We start from the raw sequence: 23,861 nt of genomic DNA on the forward strand, positions 1-23,861 counted from the left end.
GGATCACCCTGCTCCGCCTGAGAGTCGCCTACTGTTGAGGCATGCAGCGGCGGATCTTCGGCATTGAGACAGAATTCGGGGTGACCTGCACCTTCCACGGGCAGCGTCGTCTGTCCCCGGACGAGGTCGCGCGGTACTTGTTCCGCCGGGTCGTCTCCTGGGGGCGTTCTTCCAACGTCTTCCTGCGCAACGGCTCCCGGCTCTACCTCGACGTCGGCTCCCACCCGGAGTACGCCACGGCGGAGTGCGACGACCTGGCCCAGCTCGTCACGCACGACAAGGCGGGTGAGCGGATCCTCGAGGACCTGCTCGTCGACGCCGAACGCAGGCTCGCCGACGAGGGCATCGGCGGCGACATCTTCCTGTTCAAGAACAACACCGACTCCGCGGGCAACTCGTACGGCTGCCACGAGAACTACCTGGTCGCACGGGCCGGTGAGTTCTCGCGCATCGCGGACGTCCTGCTGCCGTTCCTGGTGACGAGGCAGCTCATCTGCGGCGCGGGCAAGGTGCTGCAGACCCCGCGAGGCGCCGTGTACTGCCTCTCGCAGCGCGCCGAGCACATCTGGGAGGGCGTGTCGTCCGCGACCACGCGGTCCCGCCCCATCATCAACACCCGCGACGAGCCGCACGCCGACGCCGAGCGCTACCGGCGCCTGCACGTCATCGTCGGCGACTCGAACATGTCCGAGGTGACGACGCTGCTGAAGGTCGGCAGCGCGAACCTGGTGCTCGAGATGATCGAGCAGGGCGTCCAGTTCCGGGACTTCTCGCTGGACAACCCGATCCGCGCGATCCGCGAGATCTCCCACGACCTCACCGGCCGCCGCACCGTCCGCCTCGCGGGTGGCAAGGAAGCCTCCGCGCTCGACATCCAGCGCGAGTACTTCGAGAAGGCCGTCGAGCACTGCGCCAAGCGCTCGCCGGACCCGATGGCCGAGCGCGTCCTCGAACTGTGGGGCCGCACGCTCGACGCGGTCGAGGCGCAGGACCTGACCAAGATCGACCGCGAGATCGACTGGGCCATCAAGAACCGCCTGATGAACCGGTACATGGAAAAGCACAACATGGACCTGTCCAACCCGCGCATCGCCCAGATCGACCTCGCCTACCACGACATCCGCCGTGGTCGTGGCGTGTTCGACCTGCTGCAGCGCAAGGGCCAGGTCGAGCGGGTGACCGACGACGGCGAGATCGAGGCCGCCAAGGACACCCCGCCGCAGACCACGCGGGCCAAGCTGCGCGGTGACTTCATCGCCGCCGCGCAGGCGGCCGGTCGTGACTTCACGGTCGACTGGGTGCACCTGAAGCTGAACGACCAGGCGCAGCGCACCGTGCTGTGCAAGGACCCGTTCCGGGCGGTGGACGAGCGCGTGGAGCGCCTCATCTCCTCGCTCTAGGCGAACTCCCGCGAGGGGCGTGCTCCAGACCGGAGCGCGCCCCTCGCGGCGTTTCGGTGGGATTACCATCGGAAACGTGGACGTCGAGCACGTCGTCGGCCTGCCGCACCCGCGGCTGCGACCCTTCGTGACGCGGTACTCCGGGTATCGGATGCGCACCGAGCCCGGCGTGCACCGCGGCCTGCCGTCGCGCTCGCTGACCCTCGTGGTGACGATGGACGGCACGGTCGACCTGCCCGAGGGCCGGTTCGCCGCGCTGTGCGGCGGGCTGCACGACGAGGCCGTGCTCATCACGCACGACGGGTTCCAGCACGGCGTCCAGTGCGACCTCACGCCGTTGGGCATGCGAGCGTTCTTCGGCGTGCCGGCGGGCGAGTTGTCGGCGCTCACCGTGGGGCTCGACTCCCTGGACGTCCCGGCGATCGAGTTGCGCGAACGGCTGCAGGACGCGCCGACGTGGACGGACCGGTTCGCGCGCCTGGACGAGGTGCTCGGCGGGCTGGTCCGGCCCGTGCGGCAGCAGGTCGAGGTGGCGTGGGCGTGGCAGCGGCTCGCGGCGGGGGCGCCGGTGGCCGGGATCGCCGCCGAGGTCGGGTGGAGCCGGCAGCACCTGAGCGCGCGGTTCGCCGCGGAGTACGGGCTCACGCCCAAGGTCATGGCTCGTGTGATGCGGTTCGAGCGGGCGAACCGCATGCTGCGCGGCGAGCGGCGGCCCACGCTGACCGAGGTGGCCGCGGCCTGCGGGTACACCGACCAGGCGCACTTCAACCGGGACTGGCGGGCGCTCTGCGGGGCGACCCCGACCGAGTGGATCGCGGCCGAGCTTCCATTCGTACAAGGCAGCGAACACGGTCAGAGCGCAGAGTTGCCGTCATGAGCACACCCGCACCCACCTGCTGGCCCACCCTGTCCTACCAGGACGCTCCCGCCGCGATCCGCTTCCTCGTGGAGGCGTTCGGGTTCAAGGAACATCTCGTCGTGCCGGGGGAGGCCGACGGCGAGGTCGTGCACTGCGAGATGGTCTGGCCCGAGGGCGGCGGCGTCATGCTGGGCTCCGTCGTGCGGTCGGTCGGCGAGGTCGAGGCGACACGCGCCGGCGCCGGATCCATCTACGTCGTGACCGACCGGCCGGACGAGATCCACGCCCAGAGCCTGACCCGCGGTGCCACCGAGATCCGCGGACTGCGCGACGAGGACTACGGCTCGCGCGGCTTCACCGTCGCCGACCCCGAGGGCAACCGCTGGAGCTTCGGCACCTATCGCGGAGCGTGAGGCAACCCGCACGCTGAGTTCGGAGTCTTCCTGGGAGGAGAGGTTCACACCCAGGGGAGGACACGTGCGTCCAGCACGATGTTTGGTGATCACCGCTCTCGCCGCCGGGCTGCTCAGCCCGGTGGCGGTGGCGCAGGCGGAACCACCGAGAACCCAGAAGACCTCGGTCATCACGCTGATCAGCGGTGACAAGGTCGTGGTCGGGGAGAAGGGCGAGTTCGTCCGGGTCGAGGGGCGGCCCGGAATGCAGTTCGCCCAGTACGTGAAGGACGGCCACCAGTACGTGGTGCCGGCGGACGCCGTCGACGCGGTGGAGCAGGATCGCGTCGACAAGCGCTTCTTCGACGTCACGTCGCTGCACGGCTACGGGTACACCGACGACAAGATCGACCGCATTCCGTTGCTGAACAACGGTTTCCGGTCGGCCGGCGCGGTCCAGAAGAAGGACGCGGCGGCTCAGTGGACCGGGCGGCGCGCCAGTGCGTCGCGCGCCGGGAAGCTGTGGCTCGACGGCAAGTCGCAGATCTCGCTGACCGAGAGCGTGCCGATGGTGGGCGCGCCGGCGGCGTGGCAGGCCGGGTTCGACGGCACCGGCGTGACGGTCGCCGTGCTCGACACCGGGTACGACCAGAAGCACCCGGAACTCGCGGGCGTCGTCTCCGCGGCGAAGGACTTCACGCCGACCGGCATCCAGGACGACATCGGTCACGGCACGCACGTCGCGGCCACGGTCGCCGGTCGCGGCAGCCAGTACGTCGGCGTCGCGAAGGGCGCCTCACTGGCGGTGGGCCGGGTCTGCGAGGCCTCGTACTGCTTCGACAGCGCGGTGATCGCCGGCATGGAGTGGGCGGCGCGCGAGGTCAAGGCCAAGGTCGTCAACATGTCGCTGGGCGGCGACCAGTCCGACGGCACGGACCCGTTGTCGTTGAAGGTCAACGAGCTCACCGCCGAGACCGGCGCGCTGTTCGTGGTCGCGGCGGGCAACGCGGGGACGTTCCGCAAGGTCTCCGGACCGGCGGTGGCGGACGCGGCGCTGGCCGTGGCCAACCTGACCAAGCAGGGCGCGGTCGAGGAGATGTCGTCCCGCGGTCCGCGGCTCGGTGACCACGCGGTCAAGCCGGACATGGGGGCGCCGGGCACGGACATCGTGGCCGCCCGCGCCGAGAACACCTTGTGGGAACACGCTGTCGACGACCTGCACGCGCGGCTGACCGGCACGTCGATGGCCGCCCCGCACGTCGCGGGCGCGGCGGCGGTGCTGGCGCAGCGTCACCCGTCCTGGACGGCCGCCGAGCTCAAGGCGCACCTGATGGCGACGGTGAAACCGGTCGCGGACTCGCCCACGAGCACCGGCACCGGCCTGCTCGACGTCGGCCGCGCGGTCACACAGCAGGTGCGGGCGTCGGTGGGCAGCCTGTCGTTCGGGCTGCTGGAATGGCCGCACACCAAGACGTTCACGAAGACGATCACCTACTCGAACGCGGGTTCCGCGCCGGTTTCCCTGGAGTTGCGGCACGACCTCGGCGCGGACTTCTCCGTGCCGTCGTCGGTGACGGTGCCGGCCCAGGGCAGTGCCGCAGTCGACGTCGTGCTGGACCCGCGCAAGGGCAACGGCACGTTCTTCGGGCACGTCAAGGCTTCCGGCCCGGGCGTCGAGCTGACCACCTCCGTCGGCGCGTACGTGCAGGAGGAACGGCACGCGCTGACGTTGTCGATGATCGGCCGTGACGGCAAGCCCGTGCCGGACGAGTTCGCCGTCGTGGTCAACATGACGACCAAGGAGGCCTCGGTGCTCGTCATCGGACCGGACGGCACCGGATCGGCGCGGCTGCCGGTCGCGGACTACGCGGTGCTCAGCCGCATCGACGAGCGGACGCCGAACTACGACTGGTTCGTGCCGATCGCCGGGACCGAGGTGGCCGGACGCGTGTCGCTGGCGGCGGACGTGTCCGTGACGCTGGACGCCAGGCAGGCCGAGCAGATCGGCGTCGAACTGCCCGAGCGCGACTCGGTGGTCTGGTACCGCGACGCCCAGCTGCGCGTGCCGTTCGCGCCCGGCAAGATCAGCGGTGTCGCGAGCATCATCGACGGCCGGGTGCCGTTGTACGGCCTGTCGTTCGGCGCACCGCTGCCGGAGCTGACCTACGACACCGGGCTCAAGGGCGGGCAGCCGCTGGTCTCGGTTCCCGGCGGGTTCCCCGTGCGGTACTACGAGAGCAGCAAGTACCTGCCGCCGGGCGAGCACAGGTTCGACGTCGCCGAACGCGGGTCCGACGTGCGCGGGAAGCTCGCTTTGGTACGTCCGGTGAACGAGGACGTCTACGCGGTGGCGCAGGTGATGAAGGACGCCGGTGCGGTCGCCGTGCTGTGGGCCGGGCCGGTGCCGTTCGGGTACGACGAGCAGACGGCGATCCCGGTGATCGCGGCGGCGGAACACCACGTGGCCGTGACGCCGTCGAAGCTGACGGTGCGGGCCATCGCGGGCTCACCGGTCTCGTACACGCTGTTCCTGCAGAACAAGGGCGCGCTTCCCTTCGGTGTCAAGAAGTTCCGGCACTCGGAGCTCGCCCGCGTGAAGGCGAGCTACCACACGTCCGGCGGGGACGGCTCGGTCAACCAGCGGAACAACCCGGTCGTCAACGGTGCCCTCGGCGTGACGCTCGACGAGCGGTTCGCCGCTCCCGTGCGGCGCACCGAGTACTTCACCCCCGGTACCTGGTTCCAGGAGGGCTTCGACGGGCGCTCGTACGGAGGCGGCGACGACCCGATCACGACCTCGTGGGCGCACGTGGAGCCGGTGACCTTCAAGGCGGGCAAGAGCTACGAGCGCACGAACCTGCACGCCGTCACCTCACCCCGGCTCAGCGGTCCGTCGCTCGTGCCGTGGGCCGACGGAGGTGGTGTCGAACGGGCCGGCGACCTGATCAACGCGCGGATCTCGCCGTTCGGTGGATCGGGCTGGGTGGAGAACTGGCGGCAGACCGGCGGTGGAAGCCTCGAACTGTTCCACGACGGGGTGTCGCAGGGCTTCTCCGACGTCCGCAGGGGTTCCTTCTACGCGCCCTCCCGCGACGGCCGGTACAAGCTCGTGCTGGATGCGTCCCGCGACTCACTCGCGTTGTCCACCAACGTGAAGACCACGTGGGAGTTCTCAGGTTCCGTCGAGGGCAGGCTGCCGTTGCTGGAGGTCGACTACGCGCTGCCGCTCGACCTGCGCAACAGCGGGAAGGCCGGAGCGCCCATGCCGGTGAAGTTCACCGCCAAGTCCGGCAAGGCCTCGGCGCGCTCGCTGCGGGCGTACGCGTCGTTCGACGACGGGGCCACGTGGGTCCCGGTGAAGTCGGTCGTTCCGCCCGGCGGGAAGGCGGGCGGGTTCGTGTCGTTGCGAGTGGTCGCATCGGACGCGGACGGCAACACGGTCGACCAGACGGTGCTGAGGGCCTATCGGCTGCGATGAGTTCCCTCTAGAGAGTGACTATTCAACAATAGTCCGAACGGTCGTGCTTGTGTTGCGCCTGAGGGCGTAACCGCGCGGCCGTTCGGTCGTTGTAACCCCCTGCGGCACCTGCCCCGCCGTGCGCGAGACGAACCAGGGACGCGGCGTCTCTGCGCCCGGGGTAGGTGCCGCCATTCTCGGTGGCCGCTTCCCGGCGCTTGTGGTGGCATTCCCGCCCATGGGGACTTTCGAGGAACTGGTGGCCGAGGGCGCGGCCGTGCCGTTGGACGGGTGGGACTTCTCCTGGTTCGAGGGCCGCGCCACCGAGGAACGCCCGCCGTGGGGCTACGCGTCGCTGATCGCCGCACGGTTGGGAGCGGTCTCATCGGCTCTCGACCTGCAGACCGGCGGGGGAGAGGTGACGGCGTCGGCAGGAACGTTGCCACCGCTGATGGCCGCCACCGAGTCGTGGCCGCCGAACGCCCTGGTGGCGTCGCGGAACCTGCCGTTCGTGGTGCGCGCGCCGGATGCCGGGCCGCTGCCCTTCCGGGCTTCCTCGTTCGACCTCGTGATCTCCCGGCATCCCGTCGTGACGCCGTGGGCCGAGATCGCGCGGGTGCTCCGGTCCGGCGGGACCTACTTCTCGCAGCAGATCGGGGCCGGCACGAACCGGGAGCTCACGGATTTCATGATGGGACCGCAGCCGGTCAGTGAGGCTCGCGGTGTCGCTTCCGCCCGTGCGGAGGCCGAAGCCGCCGGGCTGGAGGTGCTGCGGCTGGAACCGGTCGCGTTGCGGGTGGCGTTCTTCGACGTCGCGGCGGTCGTGCACTTCCTGCGGAAGGTGCTGTGGACCGTGCCGGGGTTCACCGTGGAGGGGTATCGGGATCGGCTCCTGGACCTGCACGCGCACATCCAGGAGCACGGGGAGTTCGTGAGCACTTCGACGCGGTTCCTGGTCGAGGCGCGCAAACCCTGAGTCACTCGCGGACTTCGATCAGTCGTAGGGCGGTTTCCTCGGTGATGGGCACCAATTCGCCGCGTTCGCGGCCATCGAACATGTCACTTTGGATGTAGCTGGCGTTCCAGGCGTAGCCGGGGCCACCTACGTGCTGTTGCTCCTTGTGGTGGCCGTTCGGGGCGATCCACGTGCGGACCACTGATGTCGGGGCGTCCACCGAGGTGCCGCTTTCTACCTGCGCGAAGTAGGAGTACTTGCCGTCCGCGGGATCGTCGGCGTGGACGCGCGCGTACTTCGCGGCTTCGTAAGCCGCGACGGCCTCCTCCGGGATCGGACGCGCCTCCGCCTGCCACTCGCCGTTCTCGATCATGACGAGGTCACGGGTGCTCTCCCAGACAAGTCGCGACGAGTAGTACTCGTCGTGGACCTGGCCCGCTTCGTCGGTCCACCTGCGCACGATCCCGTTCGAACCGTCGAGCTCGGGGTGAAAGTCGGTCAGCAGGGCGTAGTAGTCGTACTGCGGGCTCAAATCAGTCCTCGTTCCGCTGGGATGGGCCGTGTCTCCAGACCAGAAGTCCGGAAGCAGGTGTTACGGCTGCCCTGCTCGTCCGTCCACTGGCGACAGGCGAGGCGGGGAGCCGATGCCCACCTCGTCTCCCCGCAGGGAGATTGAGCACTATCGGTACTCGGGATCCATCTGAACCTCGTTCCCCCGGGTTGCACTTCTCTGAACGCGAAACAGCCCCCGCCGAGCCGTGGCGGGGGCTGTCTCATGTTCGAAGCCTAGCGGGGCTGGCGCTCGCGGCGGATCGTCACGCGCTTGCCCTTGATCGTGGCGTCGCGCAGCTGCTCGATCACGTTGTTCGCGGAATCGCCCGGCACCTCGACCAGCGAGAACCGGTCGGCGATCTCGATCGCGCCGATGTCGCGGCCCTTCAGGTCCGTCTCGCCGGTCAGCGCGCCGACGATGTCCTGCGGCCGGATGCCCGACGAACGACCCGCGCCCAGGAACAGGCGGGTCATGCCCTCGGACGGGCCACGGCGCTCGCGGCGCGGGCCCGCGGGGGCACCGTCGCGGCGCGGGCGGTCCTCGCGCGGGCGGACCTCCGGGATCTCCTCCTCGTCGGCGGCGGCACCGGAGGCCTCGTGCGCGAGCTTGACCGCGGCGAGCGCGATCTCCATGACGTCGAACTCGTCGGCCAGCGTCTCGACGACGACGCGGAAGCGCGACAGGTCGTCCTCGAGCAGCGACTCGTGCAGCGACGAGCGGGTCAGCTCCAGCTGGCGGGCGCGCAGGTCGGCGACCGTCGGGACCTTCTCGACCGGGATCTTGGTCTTGCTGACGCGCTCGATCGTCTTGAGCATCGAGTTCTCGCGCGGCTCGACCAGGGTGATCGCGACGCCCTCACGGCCGGCGCGGCCCACGCGGCCGATGCGGTGCGTGTACGCCTCGGGGGCGGACGGCACGTTGTAGTTCACGACGTGCGTGAGCTGCTCGATGTCGAGGCCTCGGGCGGCGACGTCGGTGGCCACCAGCAGGTCGGCGGTGCCGGAACGCAGGCGGGCCATGACGCGGTCGCGCTGCTCCTGGCTGATGCCGCCGTGCAGCGACTCGGCGCGGTAGCCGCGGCCGTTGAGCGTCTCGGTGAGCTGGTCGACCTCGTCGCGGGTGCGGCAGAAGACGACGGCGGCGGTCGGCGACTCGACGTCGAGCACGCGGCCGAGCGCGGCGGGCTTGTGCTCGCGGCGCACCAGGTACGCGGTCTGCCGGACGCGCGGGGCCTCGCCCGGCTCGGTCTTCTCGCGCTCGATCTGGATCAGCACCGGCGAGCGCAGGTGGCTCTTGGCCATGCGGTCGATGCGCGGCGGCATCGTGGCCGAGAACAGCACGGTCTGCCGCTCGGCCGGCGTCTCGGTCAGGATCGCGTCGATGTCCTCCGCGAAGCCCATGTCGAGCATCTCGTCGGCCTCGTCGAGCACGACGACCTGCAGGTCGCTCAGCTGCAACGTGCCGCGCTGGAGGTGGTCGATGGCGCGGCCGGGGGTCGCGACCACCACGTCGACGCCGCGCGACAGTTCACGCAGCTGACGGCCGATCGGCTGGCCGCCGTAGATCGGGAGCACGCGGGCGCCCATGTGGCGGCCGTAGCGGTGGACCGCCTCGGACACCTGCACGGCCAGCTCACGGGTCGGTGCGAGCACGAGAGCCAGCGGCTTCTCGCCCTTGCCGATCCGGTCGGCGATGCGCTCGAGCAGCGGCAGCGCGAACGCCGCCGTCTTGCCCGTGCCGGTGGCCGCCTGGCCCAGCAGGTCGTTGCCCGCGAGCAGGGGCGGGATCGCTTCGCTCTGGATCGGCGTCGGCTCCTCGTAGCCCAGCGTGGTGAGTGCGTTGAGGATGTCGGAGCGCAGCCCCAGGTCGGCGAAACCGTTGTCGGCGGTGGTCATGGGGAGTATCTTCCCCCACCGCCTCACATCGCACTCACTCAGACCAGCTCAGAGGCTCTCCGACGCCTCGACGCGCACGTCCGCGCTGCTCGTCGCGCCGTTGACCGTGACCGAGATCTTCGCCTGACCAGGCCTGATCCCGGTGAGCACGCGGCTGTCCGGTTCGAGCCACACGACGTGCCTCGGCCGGATCCCGGACTCGGCGCCGACGTGCACACCACGTGACCCTTCCCACACCGCGCCCGTCGGATATCGCACCGGCGCCGACCTTGATCCCTGTTTCACCGTCGCCGCAAGCGTTTCCGCCGCGCCGGGCCGCAACGTCGCCGGCGCCCGGAGCTGGAGCACGTCCACGTGCGGGCGGATCTCGGCCCGGACACCGTTCCCGGTCACGCCGGCGAGCGTCCGGCCGGAGAACCCGCGGGCCTCCGCGGGTGCCTTGCCGGAGTTGCCGTTGATCACGTGCGGGGACGCTGTCCACAGTGGACGCGAAGAACCCGCCGACGAACGCCGTGGGTTCGTCCCGTTCGGACTGGAGTCGTTCGAGACAGGACGCTTTCAGCGGGTCGGTGAGCTGGCTCGTGCGGGCGGGTGTGGGGGCGCGCGGCGGGGGTGATCTCGGGCGGGACCCCGGTGGGACCGGGCCGGTGCGGCCGTCCGGCTCCGGTTCCACCTCCCCGGTCGCCCTTGGCGGAGTCGAACGTCCACTGTGGAGCATCGTCGAACCCGGCGGCCGGCCGGTCGGTTGAAGCCGCCGATTCCGTCCGCGTCGATCCGCGCGCTGTTGAGCTGCGTCAGCTGTGCGTTCCCTCGAAGAACGTCTCCATGACGCTGCCCCCGCCCGCCGCGATGATCACCGCAAGTGCACTTCCCGTCACGCCCCGGAACCTAGACTGGCCCGGTGAAGAACCGACTGACGGTCTGCGCCTCCCACCTCGTCACCCTGCCGAGCGCGCCTTTCGGTCCGGTGCGCGAGGCGATCGGCACCGCGCGCGAGGCCGTCCGCGAGTTCGACCCGGAGCTGGTCGTCTTCTTCGGCACTGACCACCGCCGCGCCTTCCGCGCCGTGGTGCCGACCTTCGCGGTGGTGCTGTCGGCCTCCGCCCAGGGCGACGTCGCCGGGCCGGTCGGCTCCTACGACGTGCCTTCCTCGCTGGGTCGTGCGTTGGTCGCGGACCTGGTGGAGGGTGAGTTCGACATCGCCACCGCCTACGAGGCCGCCCTGGACCACGCGTTCGGGCACACGACGCGGGACCTGCTGGGGTCGATCTCCGCCAAGCCCGTGCTGCCGGTCTTCGTCAACTGCGCGTCACCACCGCACGCGACGTTCCGGCGTGCGGCGGCGCTGGGACGGCGGGTGGGGGAGTTCTTCGCGGACCGCCGGGTGCTGTACGTCGGGTCGGGCGGGCTGGCGCACGACCTGCCCGGGTTCCGCGAGCCCGAGACCGGGGTGGTGCTGTCGGAGGAGGAACGGCAGGTGTGGATCCGGTCGGTCAATGAGCGGGCGCGCGCCGAGGGGACCGTCCGCGAGTTGGTGCGGGCCTGGGACGAGGAGTTCCTCGCCGGGATCGGTGGCACGTCCCGGGAGTGGCTCGACTCGATCGGGGTGGACCTGGTGGAGCGCGGCGGGAACGGGGCGGCCGAGTGCCTGACCTGGACGGCAGCGTGGGCCGCCGGTGGACAGCCGTTGCGGACGCTGGCGCACGAGTTCGACACCAGCGGACGCGCGGTCGTGATGTCCGCGTAGCGCGTCCGTTCGGCTGAAGCCGGCAACCCTCCGCGTCGGGCGATTGGTCGTTCGCCGACGAGGAGGCCGGCATGACGAAGCGAAAGTGGGGAGAGCTCTCGCCTCTTCCGGTCAGGATCGGGCAAGGATGAACGGCTTCAGTCCGGCGGCGACTCCACCGTGCTGAGCAGGTCGGCCTCGGCGTGATAGAGCCGGCCGAGGTCGGTGAGCAACGTGCCGAGCTCGCGGTAGTGCTCTGCTCGCTCCAGATCGGGAATCAACCCACAAGTGCGCAGCATGTTCTGAGCGAGTAGCTCACCGAACTGTGGATAAGTCTTCACCACCTCACGTGAGAGGCGCTGAAGAGATATGCGCAGCAGGTCCTCGGTCAGGATTTCCGCGGCCATGGGAGAATCCCCTCGCTCTCTCGCCAGATGCCGTCGCAGTCCAGGCACGTCGGCCACACGTTCTTGCTCGTCCACAGGTCTGGTTCTTGCGGTACAAAGGGATCCCCGCACAGGCTCTCGATGAGCCGCCCCCTGTCCGGCTCATCGGAGATTGCGTGTCGCAGCCCCTCGTGGGGCAACCATCGGAACTTCACGGAATTAGTTTCCAACTTGGACCTGCTCCAAGCCACCGCCCTTTTGGGTTGTGTTGACATTGAATGTTTCGAAGCGTCCGAGAATGGGGCTAACGTTCTCGGACATGCCGAAAAGATTCTCCACTGTGAGGGGCCGTGAGTTCGGCGACGGTCTTCGGGCGGCCGTCGCCGCCACGGGAATGACCTCGCGCAAGGTCGCCGAGCTCGTTGGCTGGCAGGAAGCGAAACTGTCCGACCTGATCAACGGCAAGGGCGGCGCGAACGAGCTCGAGCTGGCCCTGCTGCTGGGCGCCTGCCGGACGCCGCCCGCAGAACGGGACCACCTGCTGTCGCTCTTCACCGGTACGGGCGTGAGGGGCTGGTGGCAGGAGCACGGCGCCTGTGCGCCCATCAGCCCGCGCACGCTGGTCGAGCACGAGCGGCTGGCCGAGAAGCTGGTCAGCTGGCAGACGATGTTGCTGCACGGCACGTTGCAGACCTCGGACTACACGCGTGCGGTGATCGCCGGGTGTGTGAACGTGCCGGCGGACGAGTGCGAGGAACGGGTCGCGGCGCGGGCGGAGCGGCACGAGGTGTTGAGCGGCGGGATGAAGTCGGTCTTCTTCATCCCCGAGGCGGTGTTGCTCAGTCAGGTCGGTGGGCCCGCGGTGATGCGCGAGCAGGTCGAGCACCTGGCCGGGCTGGCCGCGCGGCCGAGCGTCGTCATCCGGGTCGTGCCGCTCGATGCCGGTGCGCACGCCGGGATGGCCGGGTCGTTCGACCTGATGACGTTCGACAGGTACGAGGACGTCGTGTTCCTGGAAGCGGAGAACTCCAGCCTCATCATCGAGGCGCCGCCGGCCGTCAAGTCGTACGCGCGGGTCGTCGAGGGTCTGGAACTGGTCGCCTTGGATGCGGAACAATCGAAGGAGCTGATCAAGAAGCTGCTGACGTGAGGAGTCCTCGATGGCCGCGTGGCGCAAGAGCACCCGCAGCGCGAACGCCAGCGCGTGCGTCGAGGTGGCCGCGGGAGTCGGGATCCGGGACAGCAAGTCGCCGGCCGCCCACGTCGAGGTCGGGCCGGGCGCGTGGGTCTCGTTCCTGGGGGCGGTCAAGCGCTCGGGCTGAGTCGTTACCATCCGGACCCATGACGATGCCCGCAGCGATCGTGGCCGTGAGAGAAGCGTTCGTCGGGCTCGCCGCGGAGGAGTTCGACCTGCCGCCGCGGCACGCGTTCGGTGACAGCAGGTCCCTCGTCATGGCGGTGCACCACCGGCCGACGAACTCCACCGCGGTCAAGGTCGTCAGCATCGAGGTCGAACGGGATCCGGTGATCGCGGGCACGGTCGTGTACTCGCACCCGGACGGCCAGTTCGTCACGGACGCGGTGTCGCTCACGACCCTGCGCACCGGCGCTGTCGTCGGTGTGGCAACGGATCTGCTCGCCGACGAGGGCGCCTCGCACCTGGCGTTGCTGGGAGCGGGGGCGCAGGCCGCGGACCAGGTCCGGGCCGTGCACGCGGTGCGGCCGTTGAAGAAGCTCGTCGTGTTCAACCGGGACGCCCAGAAGGCCGAGGCGTTGCTGGAGAGCCTGAAGGACGAGCTGCCGGACACGGTCATGGACGTGGCGGCGCAGGCCGAGGAAGCCGTGCGGGATGCCGACGTCGTGTGCTGTGCGACGGCGTCGACCGTGCCGCTGTTCCGGTGCGACGCGCTCAAGGAACGGGTGCACGTCAACGCGATCGGCTCGTACCGGCCGGTGATGCGGGAGCTGCCCGAGGAGCTGCTGGCGACCGCCGGGGTCGTGGTCGTGGACCAGGTCGAGGCGGCGCTGAGCGAGGCCGGAGAGATCATCCGCGCGGTCCAGAGCGGCGTGCTGCGGCTGGAGTCGCTCGTCGAACTCGGTGCGGCGCTGGGGAATCCGCCACTGCGCGAAGGCCGGACGGTGTTCAAGTCGGTCGGTGTCGCGGTGCAGGACTGGGCCGTGGCACGGCTTCTGGCCTGACCCCGCCGACGAGAAAGCGCTGGACGTGAACCCATCCGCCGCGGGGGTTCACGTCCAGCGCCGTACTTCTCCCTGTCAGGTCATGGGCGACCCGGCGGGGAGAGATCTCAGACGGCCCACTTCTGGCTGGCGACGCCGAGGCAGTCCCAGATGTGGGTTCTCGTGCCGTCAGCCGAGGAACCACCCACGGCGTCCAGGCACTTGTTGGACTGCGGGTTCACGATGTCCTGTGCCCCGCTGACGGCCCATTGCTGGGCGCCCGTGCCGTTGCAGTCCCAGAGCTGGACCACTGTGCCGTTGCTGGTTCCGCTGCCGTTGACGTCGAGGCACTTGCCCAGCGCGCGGATCGTGCCGTCTCCTGGACGGCTCCACTTCTGGGCGGCGTTGCCGTTGCAGCCGACGATCTGGATGGGCGTGCCGTTGGCCGTGTTGGCCCACGGAACGTCGAGGCACTTGCCGCCGATGCCGCGGATCTCCGAGCCGCCGCCCGGAGGCGGGCTGTCGGTGGAGGAGGCGCGGACCCAGTCGATCACGAGCTGCTGCGGGAACGTCGTGCTGGCGTCCGGGTAACCCGGCCACTCACCACCGACCGCGAGGTTGATGATGATGAAGAACGGCTTGTTGAACACCCACGGGTTGCCGTTGACGTCCGTCGGCGTGTTGCGGGCGTAGACGTTGCCGTCCACCGACCACGTGATCTCGCCGGGCTTCCAGTCCACTGCGAAGTTGTGGAAACCGTCGGAGAAGTTCGGGCCGTTGTAGGCGTGGGACTTGCCGCCCGCGCCGGAGTAACCAGGACCGTGGATCGTGCCGTACACGGTGTTCGTCTGGTGTCCCAGGAACTCCATGATGTCGATCTCGCCCGAACCCGGCCACGGGTTGCCGGTGTTGATGTCAGCGCCGAGCATCCAGAACGCGGGCCAGATTCCCTTGCCGCGCGGCATCTTCATGCGCGCTTCGAACCGGCCGTAGGTCTGGGTGAACTTGTTCGCGGTGTTGATGCGCGCGGACGTGTACTGACACCGGCCGTACCAGCAGTTGTAGTTGCCGGGGTTCTCCTTCTTGGCGGTGATGACGAGGTTGCCCTGGCCGTCGTGCGCCGCGTTGGAGGTACCCGACTGGTACCACTGGTGTTCCCTGTTGTTGCCGTTGTTGTTGCCCACTTCCATGTTCCACTTGCCACCGTCGACACCTGAGCCGGCGGGAGCGTTGAATTCGTCGGCCCAGGTCACCGCCGCGTTGGCAGGGGGAGCTTGGCTGGTGGTGGCGACGGTGATCCCTGCGGCCACCATCAAGGCGGCAGCGAGGGCCGTCCCGATGCGTCGCTGCATCGAACCGACCTTTCCGGGTGTTGAGTTGTGCGCCCAGTGGTTCGGAAGTGTTGTCGCGCCGTGACCCTCGGTCAACGTGTAAAGGTTTTCACGAATTTGTCAGATGAGAGCGCTCTCAAGTGATCTACGTCCATACCAGCGGATTTAAGGCTACTTAAGTCGAAAACGCGTCTCCGGAGGGCCTCGAACCAGGCCCTCCGGAGACGGTGATCAGCCCTGCGGAGTGGTGATGACGTTGAAGACCGACCCGCCGCTGATCTGGCGGGCGCTGAGGTCCTCGAGGACCGTCGAGAGCGGCGAGTAGTTGTTCAGCTCGCCCAGTTGGCAGGCGCCGCTACGGGCCTGCTGGCTGCCGTTGAGGATGCCGAGACCCGCTTTGGTGACCTGGCTGAACAACGGGCTGCCGCTGTCGCCGTTCCTCGCGCACACGTCGGTGTTGATGCCGACGTCGGTCGAGAGGACCCGGCCGCACCGGGTGCCGACGAGGTAACCCTCACCGGCGCCGCTGTCGACGGAGTCCGGGTAGTTCACCGCGCTGGAACCGGACCCGGTGGCGCACACGATCGCGCCGGCCAGGATCTGCTCCAGCGGGGTGACCGAGGTGATCTCCTGGTTCTGGGAGGTCGCCTGCGGGCCGCACGGGGTGTCGCCGTTGCTGTCCAGGCCGCCGTTGCGGCAGTACTTGAGGACCGTGTTGCGGTTGGTCTGGCCCTCCAGCCAGGTGTTCGCAGTGGCGGCGTTGACGTACCTCACGGCGTTGTAGTCGTACGGGTAGGCGTTCTTCCAGACGTAGCGCTGCTCCAGGATCGGCTGGTTGTTGTGCTGGGTGGGTGTGCCGTTCGTCTTGGTGCTCACGCAGTGGCCCGCGGTCAGCACCCAGGGGACACCGGGGAACGCGCCGCCCGTGGTGCGCAGGTTGAACCCGACGGTGCACCCGCCCCAGGTGGGAACCTCACCGAGGGGCGCGTTGCGCTGCATGTCCAGGCGCAGGCCGCCGCGCATGGGGCCGTAGTTCGTGCAGTAGAGCGGGTGGCAGAAACCCCAGTCGACCGGGTTGCCCGCGTACGGCGTCGGCTTCTGCAGCGTGCGTGCCGTGACCAGGTTCGGGTCGGCGTCGAACGTGCGTGCCTCCGCCTGTGCGGCCACGCCCGGCTTCCTCAGCCACGAGCGTTCCCAGACGACGACCTTGTTCTCGGTCTGGCTGATGGCCGGCAGGTACACCGACTCGGCCTTCTCCCCGACCTGGCCGCTGATCCGGTCGTACGTCGTCCGCAGCGAGGCCAGCGAGTTCTTCACCGTGCGCACGGTGACGTTGGCGCGGTCGGGCAGGGCCGCGATGTGACGTTGCGCGGCAACGGGCTTCGTCATGGCGACGACGAGCTTGCCGCCCGCCTGCTGGTCGATCCACATGCCGCCGTACTCGCCGGCGGCCTCCTTCTTCAACGTGGCGTCGAGCTTCGACGCGTCGTTCTGGAGCTCGAGTCTGCGCAGCGCCTCGCGCTCGCTGACCCGATAGGTCTGCATCAGGTACTCGATCGACTCCTTGACGGAGCCGGGATCGATCGAGTTCTGCAACGTCGGACCGGCGGTGGCCGGTGCAGCCGCAAAGGTCGCCGCGAACAGTGCGCTCGCGGAGACCGCCCCCAGGATCTTGGCTAATCGCAATGGATTCTCCTTGCCGATGCGAATGACCTCCCCTTCATAGCGCCGAGGGCACCGACTCCGCCGAGGATCCGCAAGATCTTCACAAAACCTGCGCTGGACACTCGCAGGCTAATGATGTTAGCTTTTTAGCTATGGCCGTTCGATCTCGTCTCACCACCGCCAAGGTCGTGGACGCCGCGCTGGAACTCGTCGACGAGCACGGTGTCGACGCCCTGACGCTCGCCGCCGTCGCCGCGCGGACCGGTGTCGCCACACCCTCGCTGTACAAGCACGTCGCGAGCCTCGGCGAGCTCAAGGGCCAGGTCGGAGTGCGGTTGATCGAGGAGATGACGGCCCGGTTCACCGACGCGGTCCTGGGCCTGTCGGGCGACGAGGCGGTGAGGGTGTTGATGCACTCCTACCGCGCGTACGTCCAGGAGCACCCGAAGCGGTACACGGCCATGCCGATGGACCCGTTGCACGACGAACTGCAGCGGGCGGCCGGCCTGAAGTTCATGGAGGTCCTGCTCGCCACCCTGCGCGGCTACGGACTGGAGGGCTCCGACGCCATCCACGCCACACGGCGGCTTCGGGTGATCGTGCACGGCTTCGCGTCGATCGAGTCCGGTGGCGGGTTCGGCCTGCCGGAGGGCCTCGACGACACCTACGACCAGCTCGTCCGGATGTATCTCGCCGATCTCAGGGGGCAATCATGAAGTGGACGCTGACCGCCGCGGGCCTGCTCTTCCTGCTGTACCCGGCGTTGAGACCGTGGCACGACGAGACGACGGCAGCCGGAGCCGCGGCCTCCATGGGGTCGACCGCCTGGGTCCTGTCGCACCTGTTCGCGATGATCGGCTTCATCCTGGTGCCGATCGCGTTGCTGGAGATCCACCGCACGGCCGCGATCACGTTCTGGGTCGGCGCCGGCCTCACGCTGCCGTACTACGGCGCCGAGGACTTCGGCCTGCACGCCGTCGCGCAACAGCCGAACGTCCTCGAACTGGCCGAGGCCGTGCGCTACAACCCGTTCGCCGTCACGATGTTCGGGCTCGGCCTCGTCACCATGGGCGTCGCGGCGGTCATGGTCGCGCTGAAGCTCCGCACCGCCGCGGCGATCGTGTTCGCGGCCGGGTTCGTGTTGTTCCTGCCGCAGTTCTTCACGCCGCCGGCGGTGCGCATCGCCCACGGCGTGCTCATGGTCGTGGGCTGCGTGTGGCTGGCTTGGGACTCAGCGCGCAGTCAGGCGGAAGACCCGCAGCTCGCGGCCGCCTGAACGCTCCACGTAGTCCTGGAACGCGGGCCAGGCCGCCACCATGCGAGTCCAGGCGGCCTCCCGCTCGGCCCCTTCCAGCAGCGTGCCCCGCACGTCGCGGACGTCGCCGCGCACGTTCACCTGGATGTCCGGGTTCTTCAGCAGGTTCGTGGTCCACGCGGGGTGGTGGGGCTTGCCCCAGTTGGACCCCACGACGAGCATCGAGTCGCCGTCGGCCACGTACTGGACCTGGTTCTCGCGCCGCTCACCGGACTTGGCGCCGACTGTGATCAGCGTCAGCCCTGTCTGCTTCGACAGTGAGACGAGGGTGAACTTGCCGCCGGTCAGCTTGTAGAGCAGGCGATCGGTGCCGATCACGGCCTTCTCCATCAACGACATCTAGAGCGCTCCCGTCGACCTCGCCGCGTGGACGGCGGCGGTTCTGTTGTGCACCCCCAGCTTGCGCATCGCGCCCCGGAGGTAGGCCTTGACGGTTTCGGTGCTCAACCCGAGCTCGGCGGCGATCTCCCGGTTGGACGCACCGACCGCGGCCAGCCGAAGCGTATCGAGTTCCCGGGGCGTCAGGCCGGTGGGGACGCTGACGGGAGCCTCACCGCCGAGGTTCTGGTGCACCTTGCGAAGTCGTTCGCGCAGCACGGGATCGCCGACGAGCTTGGCGACCTCGGCCAGTTCCCGGAGTGCGGCCTGCGTCTGGATGGAAGGCATGTCCAAGTCCTGTGCGAATCCCTGTGCGATGGCACCGGCCATCCTGATCGCCCGGTCACCGACGGTCGCTAGTCCGCGCACGGCGCCGTAGAGGACGCCGTGCACGGTGCCGCGCACGGTCACCGGGTAGGCGAACACCGAGGTCAGGCGTTCGTTCACCACCACCATCTGGTCGAACTCGTGGGTGATGGCACGAGTGGTGGCGTAGTCGTTGACGCGGACCGCGGTGCCCATCGCTATCGCAGTGCCGCCGAGGCCCCGGCCGGTGCCGACGCGCAGTCCGTGCAACGAGGTGCCGTGGGTGCCCTGGAAGCTGGTCAACAGCAGTTCGTGGCCGGGCGTGACCGCGCCGCCGAACACGACGGGCAGCCCGGTGGCTCGGCGGAGCATGTCCAGGCGTTGCGGGAGCAACGTCTGGAAACGGTCTGGCAGCACGCCAGCAGTTTCGCTGACGGCCGCACCCTCGAAAAGGGGTACACCCCCATCCGGGGGTATCCGGTGGCCCCGGCCCTCTCCACCCTCTGCGACATGTCCAGTCACGACATCTACCGCGCGGCCCGTGACCTGATGCTCACGGACCCCGGCGCGTTCACCTGGCCGAGTTTCGACGGCGCCTTCAACTGGGCGCACGACTGGTTCGACGTCATCGCGGAGGGCAACTCCACCACCGCGCTGCACATCGTCGAGGAGGACGGCTCCGAGCGCGCCTACTCGTTCGAGGAGCTGCGCCGCCGGTCGAACGGCGTCGCGCGCTGGCTCGCGTCGCACGGCGTCGGCCGCGGCGACAGCGTGATGATCATGCTGGGCAACCAGGTCGAGCTGTGGGAGTCGATGCTCGCGGTGATGAAGCTCGGTGCGGTGATCATGCCGACGACCACCGCGCTCGGGCCCGCCGACCTCGCCGACCGGCTGCACCGGGGTTCCGTGCGGCACGTCATCGCGCGCGCCGAGGACGCCGGCAAGTTCGAGGAAGGACCCGTGCTGATCTCCGTCGGCGGCACGGCGGCGGGCTGGCTCGACTACGCGGAGACGGCCGAGGCGCCCGAGAACCCGGTGCCGCACCCGGAGACCGGCGCCGGCGACCGGTTGCTGCTCTACTTCACCTCCGGCACGACCAGCCGCCCCAAACTCGTCGAGCACACCCAGGTCTCGTACCCGGTGGGGCACCTGACGACCATGCACTGGATCGGCGTCGAGCCCGGCGACGTGCACCTCAACATCAGCTCGCCGGGCTGGGCCAAGCACGCCTGGAGTTGTTTCTTCGCACCGTGGATCGCCGAAGCGACGATCTTCGTCTACAACTACGCCCGGTTCGACGCGGCCGCGTTGCTCGGCCAGATCCGCGCGAAGGGCGTGTCCACGTTCTGCGCGCCGCCGACGGTGTGGCGGATGCTGATCAAGGCCGACCTCAGCGGTGGACCGGGCGGGCTGCGCGAGGTCGTGGCCGCCGGCGAACCGCTGAACCCCGAGGTGGTCGAGCAGGTCCAGAAGCAGTGGGGTCTCACGATCCGCGACGGCTTCGGCCAGACCGAGACCACCCTGTCCGTCGGCAACGTGCCGGGTGCGCCGGTGAAGCTCGGCTCCATGGGACGGCCGCTGCGGGGCGTCCCGGTGGTGCTCGTCGACCCGATCACCGGTGCACCGGCCGACGAGGGCGAGATCTGCGTCGACCTCGCGCAACGGCCGATGTCGCTGATGGTCGGCTACTTCGGCGACGACGAGCGCAACGCCGAGGCGATGGCCGGCGGTTACTACCACACGGGCGACATCGCGAGCCGTGACGAGGACGGCTACCTGTTCTACATCGGGCGCACGGACGACGTGTTCAAGGCGTCGGACTACAAGATCTCGCCGTTCGAACTGGAGAGCGTGCTGATCGAGCACCCCGCGGTCACCGAGGCGGCGGTGGTGCCCGCACCCGACCCGCTCCGGCTGGCGGTGCCCAAGGCGTACGTCGCGTTGAGCGCGGGGTGGGAGCCGAACCGCGAGACGGCGCTGCAGATCCTGAAGCACGCCCGGGAGAACCTGGCGCCGTTCCAACGGATCCGGCGGCTCGAGTTCTCCGAACTGCCCAAGACCGTCTCGGGCAAGATCCGGCGCGTCGACCTGCGCACGCGCGAGGAAGAAGGCGTCGGCGGAACAGGGGAGTGGCGCGATGACCAGTTCCCCGAGCTGCGCCGCTAACGTGAGTGCTCCGCCGTCCTCGTCGACAGGAGCAGACACATGGTCCGCAGGATCTCAGGGCGTCCGGCCGTGATCACCGGGGCGGCCTCGGGAATCGGCCGCAGCCTCGCGCGACGGCTGTCCCGGCACGGTTCGCCGGTGGTCATCGCCGACGTCGACGAGATCGGGCTGGAGGAGACCGCCGCGTCGCTGAAGGGCCCGGTGCTCAGCCGGATCCTGGACGTGCGGGACGCCGACGACGTGCAGCGGTTCGCCAAGGAGGTCCAGGCCTGGCTGGACCTGCCGCTCGCGGCCGTGTTCAACAACGCGGGCGTCGCCACGTCCACGAGCGTGCTGAACTCCGTGGCGGAGGACGACTCCTGGCTGTTCGACGTCAACTACTGGGGTGTCGTGAACGGCACGCGGGCGTTCCTGCCGTTGCTGGTCAAGCAGAACTACGGCGTCGTCGTCAACACCTCCAGCGTGTTCGGGTTGTGCGGCATGCCGAACCAGAGCGCCTACTGCGCCGCGAAGTTCGCCGTCCGCGGTTTCACCGACTCGCTGCGCCAGGAACTGCGCGGCACCGGCGTCTCGGCCGTGGCCGTGCACCCCGGCGGCATCAAGACCAACATCGTCCGCAAGGGGCGCTTCCACACCGAGCTCGACGAGCAGGGCCGGTCGCTGGAGCAGATCGCTGCGGACTTCGACAAGATCGCGCTGACCACCCCGGACAAGGCCGCCGAGGCCATCCACCGCGGGGTCGAGAAGGGCAAGTCGCGCATCCTGGTCGGACCGGACGCGTACGTGTTCGACGCGCTCGCCCGCATCACGCCGACCCACTACTACTCCATCATGGCGCGGCTGTTCGAACGGTGAGGCATGATCCACCGCATGATCTCCCCGGCGGTGGTGCGGCGAACCGAGCAGTGGTTCGTCCGGCAGGGCGCGCCGACGATGATCGAGGGCTACGGCTTCCGGTCGCACGTGCTGCCGCGGATGCTGCCGGCACTGACGTTCGTCGCGGTCGGCAGCTTCGCGTGGCTGGTGCTGCAACAGTTCACCGGGCTGTCGCGTGGGTTGTTGCTCGGGGTGATCGTCGCGGTGATGGTCTCCGCGTGGGTGCTGCTCTCGTTGTTCGTGCGGCGGATGCCGAGCTTCTCGCCCCGCATGACCGTGCTGGTGCTGATCGTCTACGCGGTGATCCCGGTGATCACGCCGCTGATCCAGTACGCGCTGGAGATCCGGTTCACCGCACCGGACGGCGACGCGGAACCCGAACCGGTGTGGGGAGCGCTGGCCTGGTTCGTCGTCGTGTTCGGGCTGGCGTTCGTCGCGACGATGCTGGCCACGACCTACGGGCTGGGCGCGTTGCTGAAGGCGGCCATCCGGCATGTGATCGCGGACCTGCGCAACAGCGTGCACCTGATCGGCCGGGCGTTGCCGCCGATGCTGTTCGTGACGCTGTTCCTGTTCTTCACCGGTGAGCTGTGGCAGGCGATGAACCGGCTGCTGTGGCCGCGGGTGAGCCTGGTCGTGCTGCTGTTCGCCTCGATCACGGTGCTAGCCGCGGCCGCCCGCCTGCGCGACGAGATCGGCCGGGTCGAGCAGGACCTGCGGCCGGAGGTGCTCACCGTCGCCTGCAAGGGCACCCCGCTGTCCGGGGTCGAGATCGCGGAACCGTTGCCGCCCAAGCGGTTGAACGGCCGCCAGTCGCGCAACCTGCTGGTGATGCTCGCGATCCGGCAGCTCGTGCAGGCCGCGGTGATCGGGCTCTCGCTGTTCGTGTTCTTCGTGATCCTCGGCCTGATCGTCGTCACGCCGGAGATCGCCGAGCAGTGGATCGGGTCACCGGCGATCGAGTCGATGATTCCCGGTGTCCCGTCGGCGATGCTGCGCAACGCCACGCTGTTCGCGGCGTTCGGCAGCATGTACTTCTCGGTGATCTCGATGAGCGACGCCGAGCACCGGCGTCAGTTCTTCGCGCCCGTGATCGAGAAGGTCGAGCGGACGCTGGAGGTCCGCGCGGTCTACCTGGACGTCAGAGAGCGTGCTGGAGCGTGAGTTTCGCGTCCTGGCTGGGCGGCGCGCCGAACTGGCGGCGGTACTCGCGGCTGAACTGCGACGGGCTGTCGTAGCCGACGCGGTGGCTGACGCTCGTCACGTCCCTGGTCGTCGCGAGCAGCAACCTGGCCTCCTGCAGGCGGATCTGCTTCTGGAACTGGATCGGGCTCATCGCGGTGACGGCCTGGAAGTTGCGGTAGAACGCCGACTCGCTCATGCCGGCGATCCGCGCGACGTTCCCGACCTTGAACGACTCGGCGTAGTTCTCCCGGATCCACCGGACCGCCCGCGCGATGTGGCTCAGGCTGCTGTCCTGCGTGCCGAGCTGGCGGATCACCGCGCCCTGCTCGCCCGTCATGACCCGCCAGAGGATCTCCCGCTTGATCAACGGGGCGAGCGCCCGCGCGTCCCTCGGCCGGTCCAGCAGGCGGGCGAGCCGGGTGACCGCGTCGATCAGTTCGGGGGAGGCGTCGCTGACGGCCAGGCCCTCCGGGGTGCCCGCGGGTTTCGGGAAGTCGTCGGTCAGGAGGAGTTCCGCGACCATCTCGGGGTTCAGGACCAGGCCCAGGCCCAGTGCGGGTTCGGACGGGCTGATGTCTACGTAGTTGCCGGTGATCGGCATGTCGATGGACGCCACGAGGTACTGGCCGGCCCGGTAGTCGTAGACGCGCTCACCCAACGCGATGCGTTTGCGGCCTTGGGCGACGAACGCGAGGATCGTGCCGGTCATCGACGGGGCGGGCGGGCCGCCGACCGTCGTCCTGGACACCAGCACGTCCGGGATGGACGTGGTCAGGTCCGGGCCGGCGTGCTTGCTGATCAGCGCGCGTAGTTCGTCCACGTCCCCGATGGTCCACCT

25 protein-coding genes are annotated in these 23,861 nt (G+C 69.2%); 15 read left to right on the plus strand and 10 right to left on the minus strand.

Going from position 1 to position 23,861, the window contains the following annotated elements:
- Positions 1-41: 41 nt before the first annotated feature.
- The 5 genes from pafA (at position 42) to PV646_RS27250 (ending at position 7,084) form a co-directional block, all read left to right on the plus strand.
- Positions 42-1,400, plus strand: a complete 1,359-nt coding sequence (gene pafA, locus PV646_RS27230; RefSeq protein WP_093587937.1) for a Pup--protein ligase — start codon at positions 42-44, stop codon at positions 1,398-1,400.
- 76 nt (positions 1,401-1,476) lie between these two features.
- Positions 1,477-2,277: a helix-turn-helix domain-containing protein gene (locus tag PV646_RS27235; RefSeq protein WP_500345111.1), complete on the plus strand. Its 801-nt coding sequence runs from the start codon at positions 1,477-1,479 to the stop codon at positions 2,275-2,277.
- Positions 2,274-2,672: a VOC family protein gene (locus PV646_RS27240; protein WP_500345112.1), complete on the plus strand. Its 399-nt coding sequence runs from the start codon at positions 2,274-2,276 to the stop codon at positions 2,670-2,672. The genes PV646_RS27235 and PV646_RS27240 overlap by 4 nt, the downstream gene beginning before the upstream one ends.
- 85 nt (positions 2,673-2,757) lie before the next feature.
- Positions 2,758-6,129: a S8 family serine peptidase gene (locus PV646_RS27245; protein ID WP_500345113.1), complete on the plus strand. Its 3,372-nt coding sequence runs from the start codon at positions 2,758-2,760 to the stop codon at positions 6,127-6,129.
- Between the two features lie 217 nt (positions 6,130-6,346).
- Complete coding sequence (locus tag PV646_RS27250; protein ID WP_500345114.1) at positions 6,347-7,084, plus strand: methyltransferase domain-containing protein; 738 nt, start codon at positions 6,347-6,349, stop codon at positions 7,082-7,084.
- 1 nt (position 7,085) lies between these two features.
- Here PV646_RS27250 and PV646_RS27255 read toward each other — a convergent pair whose 3' ends face one another.
- The 3 genes from PV646_RS27255 to PV646_RS27265 all read right to left on the minus strand — a co-directional run bounded on the left by PV646_RS27255 (position 7,086) and on the right by PV646_RS27265 (position 9,973).
- Positions 7,086-7,595, minus strand: coding sequence for a hypothetical protein (locus PV646_RS27255; protein WP_500345115.1), 510 nt, complete (start codon positions 7,593-7,595; stop codon positions 7,086-7,088).
- 254 nt (positions 7,596-7,849) lie between these two features.
- Entirely contained in the window at positions 7,850-9,511 is a 1,662-nt protein-coding gene (locus PV646_RS27260) for a DEAD/DEAH box helicase (protein ID WP_500345116.1), read from the minus strand.
- Between the two features lie 48 nt (positions 9,512-9,559).
- Complete coding sequence (locus PV646_RS27265; protein ID WP_500345117.1) at positions 9,560-9,973, minus strand: hypothetical protein; 414 nt, start codon at positions 9,971-9,973, stop codon at positions 9,560-9,562.
- A gap of 20 nt (positions 9,974-9,993) precedes the next feature.
- Between PV646_RS27265 and PV646_RS27270 the strand changes: the two genes are divergently transcribed.
- Together PV646_RS27270 and PV646_RS27275 are read left to right on the plus strand one after the other, a co-directional pair.
- Entirely contained in the window at positions 9,994-10,260 is a 267-nt protein-coding gene (locus PV646_RS27270) for a hypothetical protein (RefSeq protein WP_500345118.1), read from the plus strand.
- 152 nt (positions 10,261-10,412) lie between these two features.
- Entirely contained in the window at positions 10,413-11,258 is an 846-nt protein-coding gene (locus tag PV646_RS27275) for a DODA-type extradiol aromatic ring-opening family dioxygenase (RefSeq protein WP_500345119.1), read from the plus strand.
- A 137-nt stretch (positions 11,259-11,395) separates the two neighbouring features.
- Here the strand turns inward: PV646_RS27275 and PV646_RS27280 are convergent, their stop codons facing one another.
- Together PV646_RS27280 and PV646_RS27285 are read right to left on the minus strand one after the other, a co-directional pair.
- Complete coding sequence (locus tag PV646_RS27280; RefSeq protein WP_500345120.1) at positions 11,396-11,644, minus strand: hypothetical protein; 249 nt, start codon at positions 11,642-11,644, stop codon at positions 11,396-11,398.
- Entirely contained in the window at positions 11,626-11,898 is a 273-nt protein-coding gene (locus tag PV646_RS27285; RefSeq protein ID WP_500345121.1) for an HC3 family zinc finger protein, read from the minus strand. The genes PV646_RS27280 and PV646_RS27285 overlap by 19 nt, the downstream gene beginning before the upstream one ends.
- A gap of 44 nt (positions 11,899-11,942) precedes the next feature.
- Between PV646_RS27285 and PV646_RS27290 the strand changes: the two genes are divergently transcribed.
- Genes PV646_RS27290 through PV646_RS27300 form a run of 3 tightly spaced genes read left to right on the plus strand, consistent with a single transcriptional unit; the run spans position 11,943 to position 13,822 of the window.
- Positions 11,943-12,773, plus strand: coding sequence for a helix-turn-helix domain-containing protein (locus PV646_RS27290; protein ID WP_500345122.1), 831 nt, complete (start codon positions 11,943-11,945; stop codon positions 12,771-12,773).
- A 10-nt stretch (positions 12,774-12,783) separates the two neighbouring features.
- Positions 12,784-12,945, plus strand: a complete 162-nt coding sequence (locus tag PV646_RS27295; RefSeq protein WP_500345123.1) for a DUF397 domain-containing protein — start codon at positions 12,784-12,786, stop codon at positions 12,943-12,945.
- Between the two features lie 19 nt (positions 12,946-12,964).
- Entirely contained in the window at positions 12,965-13,822 is an 858-nt protein-coding gene (locus PV646_RS27300; RefSeq protein ID WP_500345124.1) for an ornithine cyclodeaminase family protein, read from the plus strand.
- A 107-nt stretch (positions 13,823-13,929) separates the two neighbouring features.
- On the opposite strand, the gene PV646_RS27305 is transcribed toward PV646_RS27300, so the two are convergent.
- Positions 13,930-15,153: a family 16 glycosylhydrolase gene (locus PV646_RS27305; protein WP_500345125.1), complete on the minus strand. Its 1,224-nt coding sequence runs from the start codon at positions 15,151-15,153 to the stop codon at positions 13,930-13,932.
- Between the two features lie 210 nt (positions 15,154-15,363).
- The gene (locus PV646_RS27310; protein WP_500345126.1) at positions 15,364-16,818 is read right to left on the minus strand and encodes a trypsin-like serine protease; all 1,455 of its coding nucleotides are present in this window, start codon (positions 16,816-16,818) and stop codon (positions 15,364-15,366) included.
- Between the two features lie 131 nt (positions 16,819-16,949).
- On the opposite strand from PV646_RS27310, the gene PV646_RS27315 reads away from it, so the two are divergent.
- Both PV646_RS27315 and PV646_RS27320 read left to right on the plus strand, forming a co-directional pair.
- Entirely contained in the window at positions 16,950-17,513 is a 564-nt protein-coding gene (locus tag PV646_RS27315; protein ID WP_500345127.1) for a TetR/AcrR family transcriptional regulator, read from the plus strand.
- Positions 17,510-18,073, plus strand: coding sequence for a hypothetical protein (locus PV646_RS27320; protein WP_500345128.1), 564 nt, complete (start codon positions 17,510-17,512; stop codon positions 18,071-18,073). The genes PV646_RS27315 and PV646_RS27320 overlap by 4 nt, the downstream gene beginning before the upstream one ends.
- Here the strand turns inward: PV646_RS27320 and PV646_RS27325 are convergent.
- Positions 18,029-18,451, minus strand: coding sequence for a nitroreductase family deazaflavin-dependent oxidoreductase (locus PV646_RS27325; RefSeq protein WP_500345129.1), 423 nt, complete (start codon positions 18,449-18,451; stop codon positions 18,029-18,031). The two genes, PV646_RS27320 and PV646_RS27325, sit on opposite strands and share 45 nt — an antisense overlap.
- On the minus strand, positions 18,452-19,213 hold the full coding sequence (locus tag PV646_RS27330; protein ID WP_500345130.1) for a helix-turn-helix transcriptional regulator: 762 nt from the start codon (positions 19,211-19,213) through the stop codon (positions 18,452-18,454).
- 93 nt (positions 19,214-19,306) lie between these two features.
- Here PV646_RS27330 and PV646_RS27335 point away from each other — a divergent pair, with 93 nt between their 5' ends.
- The 3 genes from PV646_RS27335 to PV646_RS27345 are packed head-to-tail and all read left to right on the plus strand — an operon-like array spanning position 19,307 to position 23,002.
- Complete coding sequence (locus PV646_RS27335) at positions 19,307-20,962, plus strand: AMP-binding protein (RefSeq protein ID WP_500345131.1); 1,656 nt, start codon at positions 19,307-19,309, stop codon at positions 20,960-20,962.
- Between the two features lie 39 nt (positions 20,963-21,001).
- Positions 21,002-21,817, plus strand: a complete 816-nt coding sequence (locus PV646_RS27340; protein ID WP_500345132.1) for an SDR family NAD(P)-dependent oxidoreductase — start codon at positions 21,002-21,004, stop codon at positions 21,815-21,817.
- Positions 21,818-21,820: 3 nt separating this feature from the next.
- On the plus strand, positions 21,821-23,002 hold the full coding sequence (locus PV646_RS27345) for a hypothetical protein (RefSeq protein ID WP_500345133.1): 1,182 nt from the start codon (positions 21,821-21,823) through the stop codon (positions 23,000-23,002).
- Here the strand turns inward: PV646_RS27345 and PV646_RS27350 are convergent.
- The gene (locus PV646_RS27350; protein ID WP_500345854.1) at positions 22,980-23,852 is read right to left on the minus strand and encodes an AraC family transcriptional regulator; all 873 of its coding nucleotides are present in this window, start codon (positions 23,850-23,852) and stop codon (positions 22,980-22,982) included. The two genes, PV646_RS27345 and PV646_RS27350, sit on opposite strands and share 23 nt — an antisense overlap.
- Positions 23,853-23,861: the final 9 nt, after the last annotated feature.

Source organism: Streptomyces sp. ID05-26A (assembly GCF_033794685.1).
Taxonomy (GTDB): domain Bacteria; phylum Actinomycetota; class Actinomycetes; order Mycobacteriales; family Pseudonocardiaceae; genus Lentzea.

Coding starts and splice junctions, on each gene's coding strand:
- PV646_RS27295 (WP_500345123.1), top strand. CDS start 12,784: ATGGCCGCGTGGCGCAAGAGCACCCGCAGCGCGAACGCCAGCGCGTGC.
- pafA (WP_093587937.1), top strand. CDS start 42: ATGCAGCGGCGGATCTTCGGCATTGAGACAGAATTCGGGGTGACCTGC.
- PV646_RS27320 (WP_500345128.1), top strand. CDS start 17,510: ATGAAGTGGACGCTGACCGCCGCGGGCCTGCTCTTCCTGCTGTACCCG.
- PV646_RS27315 (WP_500345127.1), top strand. CDS start 16,950: ATGGCCGTTCGATCTCGTCTCACCACCGCCAAGGTCGTGGACGCCGCG.
- PV646_RS27325 (WP_500345129.1), bottom strand. CDS start 18,451: ATGTCGTTGATGGAGAAGGCCGTGATCGGCACCGATCGCCTGCTCTAC.
- PV646_RS27290 (WP_500345122.1), top strand. CDS start 11,943: ATGCCGAAAAGATTCTCCACTGTGAGGGGCCGTGAGTTCGGCGACGGT.
- PV646_RS27250 (WP_500345114.1), top strand. CDS start 6,347: ATGGGGACTTTCGAGGAACTGGTGGCCGAGGGCGCGGCCGTGCCGTTG.
- PV646_RS27280 (WP_500345120.1), bottom strand. CDS start 11,644: ATGGCCGCGGAAATCCTGACCGAGGACCTGCTGCGCATATCTCTTCAG.
- PV646_RS27335 (WP_500345131.1), top strand. CDS start 19,307: ATGTCCAGTCACGACATCTACCGCGCGGCCCGTGACCTGATGCTCACG.
- PV646_RS27305 (WP_500345125.1), bottom strand. CDS start 15,153: ATGCAGCGACGCATCGGGACGGCCCTCGCTGCCGCCTTGATGGTGGCC.
- PV646_RS27340 (WP_500345132.1), top strand. CDS start 21,002: ATGGTCCGCAGGATCTCAGGGCGTCCGGCCGTGATCACCGGGGCGGCC.
- PV646_RS27285 (WP_500345121.1), bottom strand. CDS start 11,898: ATGTCAACACAACCCAAAAGGGCGGTGGCTTGGAGCAGGTCCAAGTTG.
- PV646_RS27345 (WP_500345133.1), top strand. CDS start 21,821: ATGATCCACCGCATGATCTCCCCGGCGGTGGTGCGGCGAACCGAGCAG.
- PV646_RS27260 (WP_500345116.1), bottom strand. CDS start 9,511: ATGACCACCGCCGACAACGGTTTCGCCGACCTGGGGCTGCGCTCCGAC.
- PV646_RS27300 (WP_500345124.1), top strand. CDS start 12,965: ATGACGATGCCCGCAGCGATCGTGGCCGTGAGAGAAGCGTTCGTCGGG.
- PV646_RS27240 (WP_500345112.1), top strand. CDS start 2,274: ATGAGCACACCCGCACCCACCTGCTGGCCCACCCTGTCCTACCAGGAC.